At 68.8% G+C, this 17610-nt stretch carries 17 protein-coding genes; 7 read left to right on the top strand and 10 right to left on the bottom strand.

From position 1 onward, the window contains the following. Positions 1–10: 10 nt before the first annotated feature. The 4 genes from ABD768_RS36665 to ABD768_RS36650 all read right to left on the bottom strand — a co-directional run bounded on the left by ABD768_RS36665 (position 11) and on the right by ABD768_RS36650 (position 3010). Positions 11–745 carry a ThuA domain-containing protein gene (locus ABD768_RS36665; protein ID WP_344848656.1) on the bottom strand — a complete coding sequence of 245 codons (735 nt, stop codon included), beginning with the start codon at positions 743–745 and terminating at the stop codon, positions 11–13. Continuing rightward, on the bottom strand, positions 738–1826 hold the full coding sequence (locus ABD768_RS36660; protein WP_344848653.1) for a Gfo/Idh/MocA family protein: 1089 nt from the start codon (positions 1824–1826) through the stop codon (positions 738–740). The genes ABD768_RS36665 and ABD768_RS36660 overlap by 8 nt, the downstream gene beginning before the upstream one ends. A 76-nt stretch (positions 1827–1902) precedes the next feature. After that, positions 1903–2517 carry a hypothetical protein gene (locus ABD768_RS36655; RefSeq protein ID WP_343983563.1) on the bottom strand — a complete coding sequence of 205 codons (615 nt, stop codon included), beginning with the start codon at positions 2515–2517 and terminating at the stop codon, positions 1903–1905. A gap of 100 nt (positions 2518–2617) precedes the next feature. Next, positions 2618–3010, bottom strand: a complete 393-nt coding sequence (locus ABD768_RS36650; RefSeq protein WP_343983560.1) for a DUF3499 domain-containing protein — start codon at positions 3008–3010, stop codon at positions 2618–2620. A gap of 31 nt (positions 3011–3041) precedes the next feature. Here ABD768_RS36650 and ABD768_RS36645 point away from each other — a divergent pair, with 31 nt between their 5' ends. Beyond that, positions 3042–3488, top strand: a complete 447-nt coding sequence (locus ABD768_RS36645) for a metallopeptidase family protein (protein WP_343983558.1) — start codon at positions 3042–3044, stop codon at positions 3486–3488. 4 nt (positions 3489–3492) lie between these two features. Here the strand turns inward: ABD768_RS36645 and ABD768_RS36640 are convergent, their stop codons facing one another. The 4 genes from ABD768_RS36640 to ABD768_RS36625 form a co-directional block, all read right to left on the bottom strand. Then, complete coding sequence (locus tag ABD768_RS36640) at positions 3493–4971, bottom strand: DUF5719 family protein (RefSeq protein WP_344848649.1); 1479 nt, start codon at positions 4969–4971, stop codon at positions 3493–3495. Then, positions 4968–7880 (bottom strand): glycosyltransferase, encoded by a 2913-nt coding sequence (locus tag ABD768_RS36635; protein ID WP_343983552.1) that lies wholly within the window; start codon positions 7878–7880, stop codon positions 4968–4970. The genes ABD768_RS36640 and ABD768_RS36635 overlap by 4 nt, the downstream gene beginning before the upstream one ends. Positions 7881–8050: 170 nt before the next feature. Then, positions 8051–8302, bottom strand: a complete 252-nt coding sequence (locus tag ABD768_RS36630) for a WhiB family transcriptional regulator (protein ID WP_203589828.1) — start codon at positions 8300–8302, stop codon at positions 8051–8053. Between the two features lie 287 nt (positions 8303–8589). Further along, positions 8590–9813: a cation:proton antiporter gene (locus ABD768_RS36625; protein ID WP_344848644.1), complete on the bottom strand. Its 1224-nt coding sequence runs from the start codon at positions 9811–9813 to the stop codon at positions 8590–8592. Between the two features lie 114 nt (positions 9814–9927). Here ABD768_RS36625 and cofD point away from each other — a divergent pair, with 114 nt between their 5' ends. From cofD to ABD768_RS36610, 3 genes are all read left to right on the top strand, one after another. Further along, the gene (gene cofD, locus ABD768_RS36620) at positions 9928–10905 is read left to right on the top strand and encodes a 2-phospho-L-lactate transferase (protein WP_343983546.1); all 978 of its coding nucleotides are present in this window, start codon (positions 9928–9930) and stop codon (positions 10903–10905) included. Further along, the gene (locus tag ABD768_RS36615; protein WP_344848641.1) at positions 10902–11870 is read left to right on the top strand and encodes a coenzyme F420-0:L-glutamate ligase; all 969 of its coding nucleotides are present in this window, start codon (positions 10902–10904) and stop codon (positions 11868–11870) included. Before cofD ends, ABD768_RS36615 begins: the two co-directional genes overlap by 4 nt. Positions 11871–11957: 87 nt before the next feature. Beyond that, positions 11958–12677: a DUF3105 domain-containing protein gene (locus ABD768_RS36610; RefSeq protein WP_343983540.1), complete on the top strand. Its 720-nt coding sequence runs from the start codon at positions 11958–11960 to the stop codon at positions 12675–12677. A gap of 64 nt (positions 12678–12741) precedes the next feature. Here the strand turns inward: ABD768_RS36610 and ABD768_RS36605 are convergent, their stop codons facing one another. Together ABD768_RS36605 and ABD768_RS36600 are read right to left on the bottom strand one after the other, a co-directional pair. Next, positions 12742–13839, bottom strand: a complete 1098-nt coding sequence (locus ABD768_RS36605; RefSeq protein ID WP_343983537.1) for a mannose-1-phosphate guanylyltransferase — start codon at positions 13837–13839, stop codon at positions 12742–12744. Positions 13840–13864: 25 nt separating this feature from the next. Further along, positions 13865–14977, bottom strand: coding sequence for an NAD(+)/NADH kinase (locus ABD768_RS36600; RefSeq protein WP_344848636.1), 1113 nt, complete (start codon positions 14975–14977; stop codon positions 13865–13867). Positions 14978–15115: 138 nt separating this feature from the next. On the opposite strand from ABD768_RS36600, the gene ABD768_RS36595 reads away from it, so the two are divergent. From ABD768_RS36595 to ABD768_RS36585, 3 genes are read left to right on the top strand one after another with little or no spacing between them, the layout of a single operon-like run. Beyond that, positions 15116–15724: a hypothetical protein gene (locus tag ABD768_RS36595; RefSeq protein WP_344848633.1), complete on the top strand. Its 609-nt coding sequence runs from the start codon at positions 15116–15118 to the stop codon at positions 15722–15724. Further along, positions 15721–16890: a peptidoglycan-binding protein gene (locus ABD768_RS36590; protein WP_344848630.1), complete on the top strand. Its 1170-nt coding sequence runs from the start codon at positions 15721–15723 to the stop codon at positions 16888–16890. The genes ABD768_RS36595 and ABD768_RS36590 overlap by 4 nt, the downstream gene beginning before the upstream one ends. After that, entirely contained in the window at positions 16887–17555 is a 669-nt protein-coding gene (locus ABD768_RS36585; RefSeq protein ID WP_344848627.1) for an ABC transporter ATP-binding protein, read from the top strand. The genes ABD768_RS36590 and ABD768_RS36585 overlap by 4 nt, the downstream gene beginning before the upstream one ends. Positions 17556–17610 lie beyond the last annotated feature (55 nt).

Below are 17610 nucleotides of genomic sequence, written 5' to 3'. Positions count from 1 at the left end.
AACCTGTGTTTCAGGCTGTTTCGAACCAGCCGGGTGTTGCTCGGTGATGGACGTCGGGGAGCTTGCGTTCGGTGGCTGGGGCGGCCCAGCGGACGGAGTTGGCGAGGATGCGCTGGATCTCGGGTTGGTGGTAGGTGGGGTACTCCTGGTCGCCCGGGCGGAAGTAGAAGACCCGGCCCTGGCCGCGGCGGTAGCAGCAGCCGGAGCGGAAGACCTCGCCGCCGGAGAAGGAGCTGACGAAGACCAGCTCGTCCGGCTGCGGTACGTCGAACAGCTCGCCGTACATCTCCTCCTGCGGGATCACCAGCGGGTGCGGTACGCCGGCCGCGATCGGGTGCCCGGCGGCGACGGTCCAGAGCAGCTCCCGGTCGTTCTCGGAACGCCAGTCGAGCGAGCACGTCGTACCCATCAGGCGTTTGAAGATCTTCGAGAAGTGCGCGGAGTGCAGCGCGATCAGGCCCATGCCCGACAGCACCGCCTCCTGCACCCGGTCGACCACGGCGTCGTCGACGTCGCCGTGCGCCCGGTGCCCCCACCAGGTGAGCACGTCGGTGTCGGCCAGGACCTTCTCGGTCAGCCCGTGCTCGGGCTGCTGCAGCCACGCCGTACGGACCTTGACCTCATCGCCCAGCGACGACCGCAAGCCGGCCGCGATCGTCTCGTGCATGGTGTCCGGGTAGATCTTCTGGACGGCGGCGTCGTCCTGCTCGTGGACGTTCTCGCCCCAGACGGTGACCTTAATCATCGAGCACTACCTCTCGTCCGGCCTGCGCCGAGGCGTAGGCGGCGTCGATGATCCGGGTGCGGGTGAGCGCCTCCGAACCGTTGTGGGCGGCCCAGTCGCCGCTGAGCACGATCGCGACGAACTCGCTGACCACCGCGCGATGGCCGAGCCCGGCGCCGGTGGCCGGCCGGACCTCGGCGGGAATGCCGCCGACGTCGGTGAAGATCTTCAGCGTGTCGGTGTTCGTGTAGTTCTGGACGTCGATCTTCGCGCCGCCCTCGGTGCCGAACAGCTCGATCCCGAAGTTGTCGCCGGGTGCCCGGTACGTCGCCCAGCTGGTCTCCAGCTGCAGCGCCCCGCCGCCCTCGAGCCGCAGGTACGCCGTGGCCAGGTCCTCCACCTCGAACTTCGCGCCGAGCGTGTCGACCGTCGGCCGGATCACGCTGCTGACGCTGCCGCGGCCGCGCGGGCCGAGCTCGGCGAAGGTGTTCGCGCTGACCGTGGTCACCGTCGGCTCGTTCATCAGGTGCAGGGCCATGTCGAGGATGTGCACGCCGAGGTCGATCAGCGGGCCGCCGCCGGACAGTTCGCGGTTGGTGAACCAGCCGCCCATCCCGGGGATGCCGTTGCGGCGCATCCAGTGCGCCTTGGCGTAGTAGATCCGGCCGAGCAGGCCCTCGTCGATCTGGTGCTTCAGGGTGGCGACGTCACCCCGCTCGCGATGGTTGAACACCACCTTGAGCACGCGGCCGGCCTTCTTCGAGGCCTCGACCATCGCGGTGCCCTCGGCCACTGTCCGGGCCAGTGGCTTCTCGCAGAGCACGTGCAGCCCGCGATCCAGTGCCGCCAGGGCGATCGGGGCGTGCAGCTGCGTCGGCGTACCGATGCTGACGGCGTCCAGGCCGTCGAGGGCGATCAGATCCTCCCACTTCTCGAAGAGGTTCGGCACCGAATGCTCGGCGCCGAGACTCTTCAGGATGTCCGTCTCGAGCCCCGCGAGCGCCACCACTTCGACGTCGGGCGACTCCGAGAACGCTTCCAGTGCGGTCCGTCCGGCAAAGCCGAGGCCGACCACTCCGACTCGTAGCTTTTGATCGTTCACAGCGACGAGTCTTGTCAGTACCTGACGGAGTGGTCAACCTCATCCCACGTGACGAAACACGTTCGAACAGAAAACGTCAGGGCAGCTTGGCGGCCGCGGCCTTCGCGATCTTGTCGAAGTTGGCCGCCTTCATGCCCACGCCGTCGCCGCTGAACGCCAGCACCGAGACGGCCGTGCCCTTGCGCGTGACCGCGTACGGGAAGGCGCCGTTCTCGCTGCCCGGGTCGCTCGGCAGCGCGTAGTCCCACCAGCGCAGGATGGTGGTCGCGTCACCGGCCACGATGTGCCGGTTCTCGGTGATCCGGCGCGCGTGCGTCGGCGCCGGCTTGGAGTACTTGCAGGTCTTCAGCGTGGCCAGGATCGACGTGTACGCCGCCTTGGCCGCCGCCTCGGTCTGGTACCGGCTCAGGTACTGCGTGCCGTAGTTCGTCATCTCGTCGGTGTAGCCGCGGGCCAGCCGCTGCGCCACCGCCTTGCCCTCGGTCGACGCCGGGCCGCAGTACGCCGACGGCAGCGTGCCCTTGTCGACCTGCGTGATCCACTTCGTGCCCGGGTCGGCCTGCTTCACCTGCGACAGCGTGACCAACCGTGTCCGGTCCATGTAGGCCCCCGCCTGCGCTGCCGACGCCCCGACTGCCAGCACCCCGAGCGCTGACAGGCCGGCCGCCATGGTGATCCCCAACTTCCTCATCTTTCCCATCCCCCTTGTCGTGGTGCTTTCTTGCGGGGTGAGACACGGCCCGAACGGGAAAAGTTCGCGACCGGATGGGGAAGGTGCCTTCCTGCGGGGCTCAGGCCTGTTCGGTGTTGTCCGTGGCCGTCGAGCCCGGATCCTGCAGCATCCGCAGGTGACCCCGGCGGATCACCTCGACCGGCGCGCCCGGCGCCGGCTCACGAGTCGCCGTCGGGATCGGCCGGGCGGCGTCGCGCACCGCGTTCGCCAAGGCTTCGAGGTCGTCGTCGGAGGGACCGGACGCAGCCGGGTCCGGAGCGAGCCGGATGACTTCCCAGCCGTTCGGCGCGGTCAGCCGGTCGGCGTGATCGGCGCAGAGGTCGTAACAGTGCGGTTCGGCGTACGTCGCGAGCGGGCCCAGCACACAGGTCGAGTCGGCGTAGACATAAGTGAGCGTCGACACCGCCGGCCGATGGCAGGCGGCGCGCGAACAGATCCTGGCGATGCTCACGTCCAGACGCTACCCCCACTAGGCTGATCGCGTGACCGAGGCTCGCCGTCATCGACGGCACATCGACCGCCATGGACGCGGCATGCTCGGGCCGATCAGCCGGCCGAGCAGCTTCGCCCCGCGCGGACTGCCCCTGCAGCGGTCCGCCGCGGCCCAGTTCGACGAGGTCGTCGCGATCGAGGTGACCCGGCTGGAGAAGCGGCTGCCCCAGGTCGTCGCACGGGTCGAGTTCGCGATCGAGGACGTGCCGAACCTCGACATGCACGCGGGTGAGATCCCGCTGACGCACTCGACCGGCGGCACGTCGCACGAGCCGTACCGGATCGTCGTCTTCCGCCGTCCGATCGAGCTGCGGGCCGAACGCTCCGGCACCAGCCTGGCCTGGCTGGTCCGGTCGGCGCTGGTGCTCGAGCTCGCCGACGTCCTGGCGTTGTCGCCGGAGCAGATCGACCCCGAGTTCGACACCGACGACGACTAGGGCTCTATTTCAAAGCAGCCCGTACGTCCGGTTGCGCGCCGAGCTGAGCGCGGAACACCAGTGACGTCGTCAACGGCCAGGCGGCCACCAACGGCACCTCGTCGTCGCCGAGCTTGGTCGGCGGCATCAACGTCACTGCCGCCACCGCGGAGCCCTTGACCTGCTCGACCATCAGGTACGTCGGTCGCGGCTGCGCCTTGAACGGGATCATCGTGGTCGCGCCGTTGATCACGTCGAGCGACCGTGCCGCGAGCAGCTTGCCCGCCACGTCGCGCAGCTCGAACTTCACCGTCGCCGTCTTGCCCGGCGCCGTGATCTGCAACTGCGCGGGCTGCGAGTGGGCGGGCAGCACCAGATAGGCCGGGCCGGTCAGCGCCTCGGCCGATCCGAGCACCGCGAAGTCCTGGCCGCTCGCGTCGATGGTCCGGGTCGAGCCGGTCAGCGGCTGGTCCGAACTGACCGTCACCGCGGACGGGTCGCCGAGCAGTACCGGATCGAGCCGGATCGACTTCACCGTGCCCGCCGGGATCTGCATCGTCGACAGTTCGGCCGGCTTGAACGGTCCGTTCGGACCGTTGATGGTCAGCGTCGCCGTCGCCTGCAGGTCGCTCGGGTTGGCCAGCGTGATGATCCGGATGCCCTTGCCCGCGGCCATCCCGGGAATCACCAGCGACTTGGCCGGCGGCGCCGACGGGCTGATCCAGTCCACACCGGCCGGCTCTTTGCCGTTGCTCGCGTTGTCCCGCAGAGCAGCAGCCACCCGGCCGCCGGTGGACTCGACGTGCAACGCCAGGTCCCGGATCTTCGGGGCCACCAGGCTCAGGTACACCGCAGTGGTCCCACGGGCCGGTACTACGACGCCGCGCGCGTTGGGCAGGTCGAGCGCGCCGCTGGCGGAGTAGACGGTGACGTTGACCTCGGCGTTGACGCTGTCGAGGTTGGTCAGCTCGAGGATGTCGCGCCGGCCGGCGGCGCCACTTGCGCCGACGAACCAGAAGTCCGACCCAGGCAGCTGACAGGGCACGCTCGCCATGCCACGGTTCACGCCTTCGGTCGACACCGTCGTACTCGTGCCGACCGTGCCGGCCGCGAGCGGGCCGATGCCGCGGATGGACAGCGGTACCGGCTTTGCGGTCTTCGCCGTCGAAGCGATCTTGCCGCGGACCAGGACCGATCCGATCGGGTCCGAGGTGGCTGGCAGCGGGCCGATCGACAACGGCGTCGCCGCGCCTGGGGCAACGGGTGTGCCCTCGGGTAGCTGCGGCGAGACCGAGTCGACCGCGCTCTGGATCTTGCCGCCAGGACCGGGGGCCGGACAGCTCAGCGCAGTACGGTTCACGATCGTCCGGGTCACCCCGCCGGCGCCCTCAGGACGCGTGACCGGCTCCTTGGCGTGCGTCACGACGCCCAGACCGCCCGCAGCAGCCATCGCGAGCACGCAGGCTCCGACCCTGATCCGGACGTCCGACAACAGGCCGCTCACGACACCCTCCTTGCATGTGTCCCGCGCGGTGTGGCGACGGTGCGCCGTGCTGTCGGCATACAGGAGATCAGCGCGATGATCCACGCGATGATGCCGAGCACCCGCCAGATGTCGTTCACGTTGTCCTGCAACGGAGCCTTGCCCTCGATCGTCGTCCGGTCGACCAGCCAGGAGGCGTCACCGTCGGCCGCGCTGGCCCTGGTCAGGCCAGGCAGCGAGTCGAGCGTCGCCATCAGCGTCGGATCGACGGGCGCCGGTAGATAGACATAGTCGACGGCTAGTGCCGCGAGTTGCCGGCCTTCTTCACCGGTACCACCGCCGCCCAGCGCGGACAGGATGTCGGTGATCGGCTTGGTCTGCGCCGGCTTCGGCGCTGCCTCCAGCGAACCCATCCGCGGGCCGCCGTCACGGACCAGCGAGAAGCGCATCGCCGTCGTCGCGTCCTTGCGGACCACCAGGATCGACGCGTTCTCCGGCGGAGCCTGCGACGACATCAGGTACTCCGGGAGGTCCTGCTCAGGTCCACGACGCAACGGGCCGTCGTCACCCCGTACGAGCCAGAAGCCGGCCGTGACGAGCGTCGCGACCAGCACCAGGCCCAGTACGGCCTGGACGATGACGTCGCGCGACTTGCCGACCGAGTCCCACGCGACAGTGATCGCGATGATCCAGCCGGCCGTCATCAGGAACATCAGCGGTCCACTGCCACCACCGAGCCGGCTGGCGATCAACGTGCCCGCCAATCCGGCCAGTGCGGCGAACCAGCCGATCAGCTCGTACCGCTGCCGCGACTCGCGCAGCAAACTCAACAGGGCAACCAGAATCAGCGGTACTGCGAACCACCACGGCACAGGCGCGCCAACCGGCGTACCGGTCAGCAGGTGCGTGAGGCTGTCGCCCGGGCCGATCGCTGCGGTGGGTGGGCCACCTGCTTCTTGGCCGAGTCGCGACGGGTGCATGATCAGCTCGATCGTCCACGGCAGGACGAGCACCAGGCCCAGTACGACGGAGAAAACCAGCTGCCGACCCTGACGACGCCAGCCCAGACCAAGCGGCGCACCAACGGCCAAAGTGATTCCGACCAGCAGCCCCAGAGCCGGCGTGAACGCGATCAGCACAGCCAGGCAGATGCCGGCGAACCAGGCCGCACGCCAACTGCCCTGGATGACCACGCGCCGACGCCTCGCGACCGTATGCACCGCGGCACCGAGCAGCGGCAACGCGATCGCCGCGATGACGGTCCCGATCCGGCCTTGCGTGACAGCGCCGTTGGTGAAGACAGCGAACCCGTACGCCGCTGCGCCCCAAGCCCGCGCAACGCGGTCGACGACAAAGGCGCGCAGCAGTCCCCAAGCGGCCAACGCAGCCAGGGGAATCGCGCCGAGCAGGACGACGTTGGTCGCGCCGGACGGTCCGAAGGTCACCGTCGACAGCGCCCAGAACTGAGCCAGCCAAGCCGGTGGAGTCACACCCGGCGGTGCAGCCGCGGCCGCATGCCACAGCGACCCGAGGCTCTCGTGCGGAGGCAGCAACAGGTTGGACCGCAGTACGCCGCTGCCGATCAGGCTGCGCGCGGCGATGAACATGCCCAGAAACAGGAAGACCCACGTCACCAGGAACGGCCGGCGGATCAGCTGCCGGCGCCAGCGTGGCTGGTCCTGTGCGACGCGGGCCGTGCTCTTGGCCCGGCGAGCGGTCGTGACGACCTGCTCCTCGGGCTCGTCGGCCCAGGCCTCGCGGAGCCGCTCGGTGATGGTGCTACCGGTCTCCTCGAGGTTGTGCCGCAGTGCGTGCACCGAGCGCGAGAAGAGCGGCTTGATGTCTTCGTACGGAACCTTGTCGAGCCGGCGGCGATCCTTGCGGGCCTGCGTCCAGCCACCGGCCAGCAGCGTCCCGAGCAAAGCGGTCCACTCGTCGACCGCGCCGGACGGCGTCTTGCCGATGATGAACCAGACGGAGCGGACGAAAGTACCGAGCAGGAATCTGAGCACCAGCAGCGGAAGCAGTTTGCCAGGTGCGTTTGCGAGAACGGTGTAGTACGCGTGAGCGCGGTCGAGCTGGTACGCATGCCGGCGGGTGCCGGCCAGCGCGCGCTCGCCGGTCGCGGCGGCCTCGGCGTGGTAGATGACTGCATCGGGTGCGACGCCGACCTTGAAGCCGGCCCGGCTCGCACGCCAGCCGAAGTCGATGTCGTCGCGGAACATCGGCAGCCGCGGGTCGAAGCCCCGCAGCGATTCCCACACGTCGCGGCGGACCAGCATGCCGGCCGAGCTGACCGCGAGCACGTTCCGCGGCTGGTCGTGCTGGCCCTGGTCGAGCTCACCGTTCTCGATCCCGGTGTCGCGGCGGCCGCCGAGCGAGGTGGTGACGCCGACCTCGAGCAGTTCACGGTCGCGCGGCCACATCCTGAGCTTGGGACCCCAGACGGCGGTGTCCGGCGACATCGTCGCCTGCAGCAACAGCTGCTCCAGCGCCTTCGGGGCCGGTGCACAGTCGTCGTGAAGCAGCCAGAGCCACTCGACCACCGGGATGTGCTGGTCGTCGCCGTACGGGCCGACTGCGGACGGTACCGGCGCGAAGCCGACCGTCTCGATGCCGCGGGCGACCGCGGTACCGAAGCCGGTACGTGCCGACAGGCTCACGACGGGTTCGACGGCGGGCATGGTGGCGAGCAGTTCGGCGGTCTCGTCGGTGGAACCGGTGTCGACCGCGATCAGCCGCTCGGGACGGCGGCCCAGCGCCCACAACGCCTCGGTCAGCCGGGGCAGCCAGGCGGCTCCCTCGTGGCCGACCACGACCGCGGTGACGACGTGCCGGATCGGCGCGCGACCCATCGGATCGTTGGTGAGGTCGGTGGGGAAGTCGACTGAGTCGAAGAACTCCCAGCCGGCCGGAGCTTCTGATTCCATGCGGAGCAGTGACACCTCAGGGGAAAGTGACGACCTGGTACAGCGAGGCTTCACCTTACGCGACGCCAGCAGGACCCCTGAACACAGCAGCGGGCCCCGGTGGACAAAGTCCCTCCGGGGCCTCACGCCGATGTTTGTATGAACTTATTTACCCAAGGAAGAAAACCCGTTCAGACGGCCTTCTTCTTCAGCTTGCGGCGCTCCCGTTCCGACAGCCCGCCCCAGATTCCGAAGCGTTCATCGTTGTGCAGCGCGTACTCGAGGCACTCGCCCCGAACATCGCACCCGAGGCACACCTTCTTCGCCTCGCGGGTGGAACCACCCTTCTCCGGGAAGAAAGCCTCTGGATCGGTCTGGGCGCACAGCGCCCTTTCCTGCCAGTTCGGCTCCTCCTCGATCGCCTCACCGTCGACAATCGCCAGCAGCGTTTCTGTCACGGTACGACCTCCTCGACCCTGTTCGTTCCCCTGTACATGTGGGCTTGCGGTCCCACATGCCTGACCTCGACCGCTCTGTGTGCTGAAAGCGGTCCCCGATACCGAGTGTCCAACGAACGACACGGTTGAAATTACATTCCTGCAATCCACGAAAGTCAAGCCGTGGTCTGCTATTGGCATCATCCGCAACACGGCTGCAAAAGAACGAGAGGCCTGTCTGCACAGGCCTCTCGGTCTACTTCAGCGCCCTGTCAGGGCGGATGACTTCCTGGTCAGGAAGGCTGTGACCACCAGCCCTGCTGACCGCTCTGGCCCTGCTGCGGCTGTCCGTCTTCGTCCTTCGGAGCGTCGGAAACCGGCGTCTCTACGCGGGTTTCGTCTGCCCCTTCGGGAACCGCTGCCTCGGCGGGCTGCTCGGCTGCCGGAGCTGCATCTGCCTGCCAGGCTTGGCCTTCCTGCGGCCAGGTCTGGTGCTGCTGCTCAGGCTGCGCGGCATCCTGCGCGGGCCACTCCTGCTGTGCGGGCTGGCCGTACTGCTCCTGGGCCGGAGCGCCCCACTGCTGACCGGAGTCGGCGCCGCCCCACTGCTGCTGCTCCTGCGGCCACTGCTGGCCCTGCTCCTGGCCACCCCACTGCTGCTGGCCTTCAGGGCTCCACTGCTGCGTCGGCTCGGCTGCCTGGCCCTCAGCGGACCAAGCCTGCTCTGCCGGCTGAGCAGCCGGAGTCTCGGCGTGCGGCTGGGCCTCTGCGTCGCTGACGGGCCAGGACTGCTGCTGCTCGCCCTGGTTCCAGCTCTGCTCCTGCGGCCACTGCTGCTCGCCGCCCTGCGCTGCGGCGTAGCCACCAGCTGCACCTGCAGCGGCACCGGCCGCACCGGCGCCATACGCGCCGTACTGCTCGTTCTGGCCGTACTGGCCCTGCGGAGCTCCGTACTGCCCGTACTGGCCCTGCTGGGTGCCGTACTGGCCGCCCTGCTGGGGGTACTGCCCCGGAGCGCCGTACTGACCCTGCTGACCGGCGAACTGGCCCTGCGAGGCCGGCTTCGGGGCGCGGACCGGAGCCGGCAGGCTCTGGAACGTCTTCAGGATGTAGATACCGGCGACGCCGTACAGCGCGAGGCCGCCGATGGCGAAGATGAAGCTGGTGATCTTCAGACCGGCCGTGCTCGTCTCGCCGAAGCTGGCGAAGGCGACGATCAGTCCGATCAGGACGAGCAGGCCCGTGATGGAGAGCGCCGCCAGCGTGACGGTGCGGGCGTTCGGGGTCCGCTCACCCGCTTCGTTCACCAGCCAGACGGAGGCCGCCAGGGAGACCAGCAGCACGAGTGCCTGGAGGGTGGGCGGGGTGACCTGGCCCTGCACGACAGCAGCGGCGTTGGTGAAGCCCGCGCTGCCGACGAACAGCCGGATCAGCAAGGCCAGCGCCACGAGGCCGGCGAAGGCGAGCAAGATGTACGCGACCGGCTCTCTGAGCTTCTTGGTTGCGTCGGTGACCACGAGGGCTCCTCGGGATGTTGGGGGCCGTTCAACTGACAGTTGACACACATCGGACCCTCGGCAGCATAGTCGTGCGGTGGTCGACTGCTTTGACGACTCGTGGAAACTGTTCCCATGCGATTGACTGTGCTTGCCGGCGGCATCGGCGGTTCCACCTTCCTGCGCGGCCTGCTGAAGGCCCGCCCGGACGCCGAGATCACCGTGGTGGGGAACACCGCGGACGACATCACCCTGTTCGGTCTGCGGGTCTGCCCCGACCTCGACACGGTGATGTACACCCTTGGCGGCGGTATCTCCAAGGAGCGGGGCTGGGGCCGCGAGGACGAGACCTGGGTGATCAAGGAAGAGCTCGCGGCGTACGGCGTGGAGCCCACCTGGTTCGGCCTGGGCGACCGTGACGTGGCCACCCACCTGGTCCGGACCCAGATGCTCGACGCCGGCTACGGGCTGGCGGCGGTGACCGAGGCGCTCTGCAGCCGGTGGAAGCTGCCGGTCCGGCTGCTGCCGATGAGCGACGACCGGGTCGAGACGCATGTGGTGGTCGACGACCCGGACAACCCGGGCACCAAGAAGGCGATCCACTTCCAGGAGTACTGGGTCCGGCTGCACGCCGAGGTGACCGCGCACCAGATCGTGGCGGTCGGCTCGGAGAAGGCCAAGCCGGCGCCGGGTGTGCTGGACGCGATCGCCGAGTGCGACGCGCTGCTGCTGCCGCCGTCGAACCCGGTCGTCTCGATCGGCACCATCCTCGGCGTACCGGGGATCCGCGACGCGGTCCGCGAGACGTCCGCGCCGGTGATCGGGATCTCCCCCATCATCGGCACCAGCCCGGTCCGCGGGATGGCCGACAAGGTGCTGGCGGCGATCGGGGTGGAGTCGACGGCGGGTGCCGTTGCGCGGCATTACGGGTCGCGGGCGGCGGGCGGCGTACTGGACGGCTGGCTGATCGACACGTCGGACGCGGCTCAGCTGGAGTCGATTGCGACCGCTGGCATCCACGCCCAGGCTGTGCCGCTGTGGATGACCGATGAGGACACGACGGCCGCGCTGGCCTCCGCTGCTCTGACGCTGGCCGAGGCGGTCCGCCGGTGAGGAAGCACCTCGAGGTCTTCCCGGTGACCGGCCTGCCCGAGGTCGCGGCCGGGGACGACCTGGCCGCGCTGATCGGCTCCGCTGCTGACCTGCATGACGGCGACGTTGTCTCGGTGACCTCGAAGATCGTCAGCAAGGCGGAGGGGCGGCTGACCACGGGCACACGGGACGAGGCGATCGATGCCGAGCTCGTACGGGTGGTGGCTTCGCGTGGCGACACCCGGATCGTGCAGACGCGGCATGGGCTGGTGATGGCGGCTGCTGGGACCGACACGTCCAATACGGCGCCCGGCACCGTGCTGCTGCTCCCGGTGGACCCGGACGTGTCGGCGCGGTTGCTGCGGGAGGCGCTGAAGGAGCGGTACGACGTGAACGTGGGCGTGGTCGTCACCGACACCCTCGGGCGGCCGTGGCGCAACGGGCAGGTCGACTTGGCGATCGGCGCGGCCGGAGTACAGGTGATCGAGGACCTGCGCGGTACTACGGACAGCCATGGCAACGTGCTGGCTGTCACCGAGCCGGCGCTGGCTGATGAGATTGCTGCGGCCAGCGAGTTGGTGAAGGGCAAGGCAGACGGCGTACCGGTCGCGGTGCTGCGTGGGCTGGCTGATGTCGTCTTCCCGGCCGGCGAGCACGGGCCTGGCGCCCGGGCGCTGGTGCGGGATGCGGAGATGGACCTGTTCAGCCTGGGGACTCGGGAGGCGGCGCTGGCCGCAGTACTGGATCGGAAGGCTGTCAGCGGTCCTCGGGAGGCTTCTGCGGAGCTCTGGGCAGCTGTGCCGCTGGATGGCGTACAGGTAGAGCTTGGCGAAGGCGCTGTGAAGGTCACTGGGGCTGATGGCGTCGCTGTCGGGATGGCCGCTGAGCGGCTGGCTGTGGTGCTGCACGCGGAGGGTTACGGGGTACAGGTGGTGGCCGGTCCGGGGAGTGAGGCGACGGTCACGTTCGGCTCACGGTCTCGATAGTTTTCTAGGCAACTTCTCAGGCACCTTGCGTACACTGCATCCGCACGGCGGCTCCGAGACCGCCCCTGATCCGGGAAGACCATCACTGTGGGTAAGTCTCAGAAGCAGTCACGCCGCGAGCTCGTCGAAAAGATGCAGCGCGACCAGGCCCGCGGCGACCGTAACCGCACCCGTCTCATCATCGCCGCGTGCATCGTGGTCGGTCTCGCGATCATCGCCTACCCGGCGATCAAGCTGATCCAGGACTCCAAGACCCGCAACGCCGCGATCTCCGACCTCGGCGTCGCCGCCTCGGCCGCGTCCTGTGACACACCGACCGAGGACAAGGCCTCCGGCACCCAGGACCACAAGCCGGACGGCACAGTGATCCCGTACCCGGTCTCGCCGCCCTCGTCCGGCCCGCACTACGCCGTCTGGGCCCCGCTGTCGAAGAAGTTCTACGCCGATAGCGACCGCCCGCCGGTGCCGAACCTGGTCCACAACCTGGAACACGGCTACACGATCCTCTGGTACAACGAGGAAACGATGAAGAAGCAGGACCAGGTCGACCTGATCGAGAAGATCTCCAAGGCGAAGCTCCCCGAGAGCTCCAACGGCAAGTTCATCGCCGCCCCCTTCAAGGCCTCCGACGGCGCCGCCTGGCCGGCCGGCAAGAACATCGCCTTCTCGCACTGGTCCGGCATGGCCGCCGACGGCAAAACCGCCTTCGGCCACCGCCAGTTCTGCGGCTCGGTCTCCGGCGAGGCCCTGAAGAACTTCATGGACAAGTACCCGTCCACGGACGCGCAGGAGCCCAACGGCGGCTGAGTCCCCCCAGCACGAAGAGAAGCCCCGGACCTGAGGTCCGGGGCTTCTTGTCGTCGTCGCGGGTTCAGACGTAGCGGTCGGCGTGGTCGGACTGGACGATAGCGACCAGGTCCTTGATCCGCTCGCCGTCGGCCAGCGGGCAGACCAGGGTCACGTCCTTGGTGTGCACGATGATGTGGCCGCTCAGCCCGACCGCCGCGATCAGGTGGTCGGGATCGTCGGTGACGATCACGTTGTCGTGCGAGTCGAGCAGACAGCTGAGCGCCGACGGCTCGTGCCGGTTGCCATCGGCATCGACCTCGTACGTACCGGCCAGCGCCGCCCACGAGCCGACATCGAGCCAGTGCACCGGCATCGGAAGGACGACGACGTCCGCGTCGACCTTGCCCTGCGAGGCCGGCTCGAGCATGGCGTAGTCGATGCTGATCTTGCGCAGGGTCGGGTAGATCTCGGCCAGCGTCGCGTCGCGCTCCGGGGTGTCCCAGACCGAGGCGACCTGCCGCAGCTGCGCAGCCGACTCCGGCAGGAGTTTGTCGAGCAGGTCCAGCACGGTCTCGGCGCGCCAGACGAACATGCCGGAGTTCCACCAGAACCGGCCGGTGGCCAGGTACTCCTCGGCGGTCGCGCGATCCGGCTTCTCCCGGAACCGGTCCACCGCGTACGCCGGGGTGCCCTCGATCGCGTCACCGCGCTCGACGTAGCCGAGTCCCGTGTGGGGATGGGTCGGCTCGATCCCGAACGTCACCAGCGATCGCGGCCGCTGCTCCACCACCTCGAAGCCGGCCTCGATCGCCGCCCGGAACTCGTCCTCGGGCGTGATCAGGTGGTCCGATCCGACGATCGCCAGGACGGCGTCCGGGTCGTTGCGGGCGACCACGGCCGACGCCAGGCCGACCGCGTTGGCCGTGTCCCGGCCGACCGGCTCGCCGATGATGTTGTGTTCACCGAGCTCCGGCAGCTCCTCGCGGACCAGGTCGGTGTGCGCTGCCACAGTGCAGACATAGATGTTGGCCGGATCGACCAAACCCGTCAGCCGGTTGTAGGCCACTCGCAGCAGGGAGTTGCCTGCCGCCAGGGGCAGTACCTGCTTGGGTTTGTCCGCCCGGGACAGCGGCCACAGCCTCGTCCCCGAGCCGCCGGCCAGGATCACCACGTTTCGCATGGGGAGGGAGCCTACCGGGCTGGGACTACTCCGCTGGTTCGGTGGCGGGCTCTACTTCGCAGGCCGGGTTGTCCGAAGGGGGCTCTGGGGGTGGTGGGAGGCGGAGGTGGGCCAGGTCTGCGGGGACGGGGGTGTTGGGACGGAAGAAGGGGTCTGGGTCGCCGTCTACGCCGGTGGCAGGGGCGTCGGTCAGGCGGAAGCGGTCTCGGAGGCGGCCGTAGAAGTCGGTGGGGCGTAGGCGGACCAGGCGGAGGCGGCGGACGGAGCCGTAGACGCCTATCCAGTCGCCTGGGTCCAGTACGCCGCGTAGTTGGCCGTCGATGCTTACTGCGGCCTGGCCCGAGTGTGGGAGGACTCGGAGGCCTACTGGCTCGTCGGGGGCGGCTACGACCGTGCGGTTGAAGGTCATGTGCGGCGCGACGGGGGTGAAGACGACTGCTTCCATGTTGGGCGACAGGATCGGGCCGCCGGCGGCGAAGCTGTACGCCGTACTGCCGGTTGGGGTGGCCACGATGAGGGCGTCTGCGGAGTACGACGCGAGCAGGCGGCCGGACAGGTAGACACCGACGCTCACCTGGTGGTCGCGGGCGAGCTTCTCGAGTACTACGTCGTTCAGCGCGGTCACGTCGAGCGCGACGCCCCAGCCGTCGGCCTCAGGGCTCTCCTCGCGTACGGCGGGCGGTGGTAGCGCCGGGCCGTGTCCGTAGCGCAGTAGGGCCTCAATGCCGCTCGGGATCTCCAGGGGCCGGGATGCGCGCATGGTGAGCGTCATCCGCTCTTCGATCGTCGCCTGGTCGTGGTGGACCGCCTCCAGCGCCTCCTCGACGTCGCTGCAGGCCACCTCGGTCAGGAAGCCGACCTTGCCGAGGTCTACGCCCAGTACGGCGGCACCGTTCTTCGCTGCGATCCGGGCGCCGCGCAGGAAGGTACCGTCGCCGCCCAGCGTGACGACCAAGTCGGGGTTGCCGGCGTGCTGCATCTCGGCCATCCCGCCCCGGCGGTGCTCGTGGTCCTTCCAGACGTCGATGTCGGTGCAGCCGATGTCGTTCTTCTTGCACCACTCGCGGACCACCCCGGCGGCCTGGACGGCGAGCGGGCGGGCTTGGTGGACGACGAGACCGAGACGGCTGACGGGCACTGTGCGACTCCTCCGGTACGACGAGGTACAACGACTGCCTGGCGCCTGTATGACGCTGCCGACCACCGTATGTCGTGCGGACCGGATCACCACCGTCAGCCGACATTTCCCTGACATTCGCCAGCCACCGTGAACGCTATGAACACCAAACTCCTGAACTGGGCCCCGCTGGTCCTGCTCGCCGTCGTGGCGACCGGCTGCTCGTCGTCCAAGGCGGACGCCCAGGCCCATACCAGCGACACCGGCAAGGCCCCGGAGATCGCCACCCTGACCACGCCGCCGGCCGGCAAGACGACCACCAAGGCGACGCCGAAGGACCCCGACGCCGGCCGGCCGCGCGAGCGGATCGACATGACCGATGCCGACCGCAAGCGGTTGTACGCGCCGTACCTGTCCTGTCTGAAGGACAACGGCATCGACACCTCCAAGCGCGGCCAGGAGCCCGGCGTACTCGGCAGCGGCCCGACCACCGACCCGAAGAAGGCCAAGAACGCCGGCAAGGTCTGCGAGCCGAAACTGCCGTTGCCTGCCTGGGAGATCGACGCGAACAACCCGGACGCGCTCGACTTCGGCCGCAAGGTCGTGCAGTGCCTCAAGGACAAGGGCGTCAAGTACGTCGAACTGTCCACCGACACTTCGTCGGGCATCGTCGGTCCGGCGCTCGGCGGGCCGCAGAACGACATGAAGTCGATCACCAAGGGCATGGACCTGATGCCCGAATGCCAGCGCGAGGTGGCCGGCAAGTGAGCAAGCGTTCTCGCCGGGCGATCGCCTTGGTCACCGGCGCTGTTGTGATGACCGGGGCGGGCGTGGCCGGGTTCCGGATCTTCGACAAGCCGGAGAAGGCAGTGGCGTCGGACGGGCCGGATCCCGCGCAGACGGTGGAGATCGTGCGGACCGATCTGTCGCAGGCGAGGGATCTGGAAGGGCAGCTCGGGTACGGCGCCGGCCAGACGGTCAAGAGTCATGCGGAGGGGACGATCACCTGGCTGCCCAAGGTGGGCGCGGCGGTGGAGCAGGGCGGCGTGCTGTTCCGGGTGGACGACAAGCCCGTGGTCCTGTTCTACGGCAGTACGCCGCTCTTCCGGACAATCGGCAAACCGCAGACTCCACCGGTTGGCATCCCCGGCAATCCACCGTCGACGCCTGGCTCGCCGCCACCGCCCGGCTCTCCGTCCTCGCCACCACCCAAGGACAAGCCGATCGAGGGGCCGGACGTTCGCGTGGTCAAGCAGAATCTGACCGCTCTCGGGTTCTTGCCCAAGACAACGACTGACAAGTTGACCTCGGCAACCATCAAGGCGATCAAGAAATGGCAGGAGTCGCTCGACCTGGAGCAGACGGGGGTGATCGATCCGACCAGTGTTGTCGTTCTTCCCGGCGCCGTCCGTGTCGACTCGGTCAAGGCGGCGCTCGGCGATCCGGCCGCGGCGGAGATTCTGGGCGTGACCGCCACCGACAAGGTTGTCACGCTGCCCGTCGATGCCGACTCCACGCAGGGCATCAGTACCGGCGCGAAGGTGAAGCTCACACTGCCGAACGGCAAGGCGACGACCGGCACCATCCGCAGCGTCGGCACCGACGCGACGCCGCCTCCGAGCGACGGCAGCCCGGCCGACGGCGGCAAGAAGGCGCAGGTGACAGCGCTGATCACGCTCGACCATCAGGCCGCGAGCACTGGGGTCGATTCGGGGCCGGTGACGGTCACGGTGCCGGGGGCGTCGCGGAAGGGCGTACTCGTAGTACCGATCGCTGCGTTGCTTGCGTTGCGGGAGGGCGGTTACGCAGTACAGGTTGTCACCGGTAGTACGTCCGCGCTGGTCGGCGTGAAGACCGGAATGTTTGCCGACGGCAACGTCGAGATCACCGGCGCCGGACTGCAGGCCGGCCAGAAGGTGGTGACGACGTCATGACCGCCGTGGTCGAACTCAGCCATGCCGTCAAGGAATACCCAGGCGGTGTCCGCGCCCTCGACGACGTCTCCCTGCGAATCGAACCCGGCGAGCTGATCGCGATCGTCGGCCCGTCCGGCTCCGGCAAGTCCACCCTGCTCAACCTGATGGGCACCCTCGATCGCCCGACCGCCGGCACGGTCGCGATCTCCGGCCACGATGTCGCCGGCCTCTCCGACCGCGAACTCTCCGCCCTCCGCGGCCGCTCGATCGGCTTCGTCTTCCAGCAGTTCCATCTCTCGGACGGCCACACCGCCACCGAAAACGTCGCCACCGGCCTCCTGTACGCCGGTACGCCCCGCCGCACCCGCAAGCCCCTAGCCCTAGAAGCCCTGGCCCGAGTCGGCCTCTCCCACCGAGCCAACCACCACCCCCACCAACTCTCCGGCGGCGAACGCCAACGAGTAGCCATCGCCCGAGCCCTGGTCAACTCCCCCGCCATAGTCCTGGCCGACGAACCCACCGGAGCCCTCGACACCACCAACGGCCACGCAGTCCTCGACCTCCTCCACCAACTCCACTCCACCGGCACCACCATCGCCGTCATCACCCACGACCGAGACATAGCCACCCAACTCCCCCGCCAGCTGGAAATGCGCGACGGCCACCTAGTAGGAGACGCATGACCCACCCAAAGCCCACCCGGCTGCGCCGGGCGGAGAAGAACACGGAGGGAGCGAG

It is taken from the genome of Kribbella ginsengisoli (assembly GCF_039537185.1).
Taxonomy (GTDB): domain Bacteria; phylum Actinomycetota; class Actinomycetes; order Propionibacteriales; family Kribbellaceae; genus Kribbella; species Kribbella koreensis.
The sequence above is the reverse complement of the archived record's forward strand: the minus strand, read 5'-3'. Positions and strand labels throughout refer to the sequence as shown.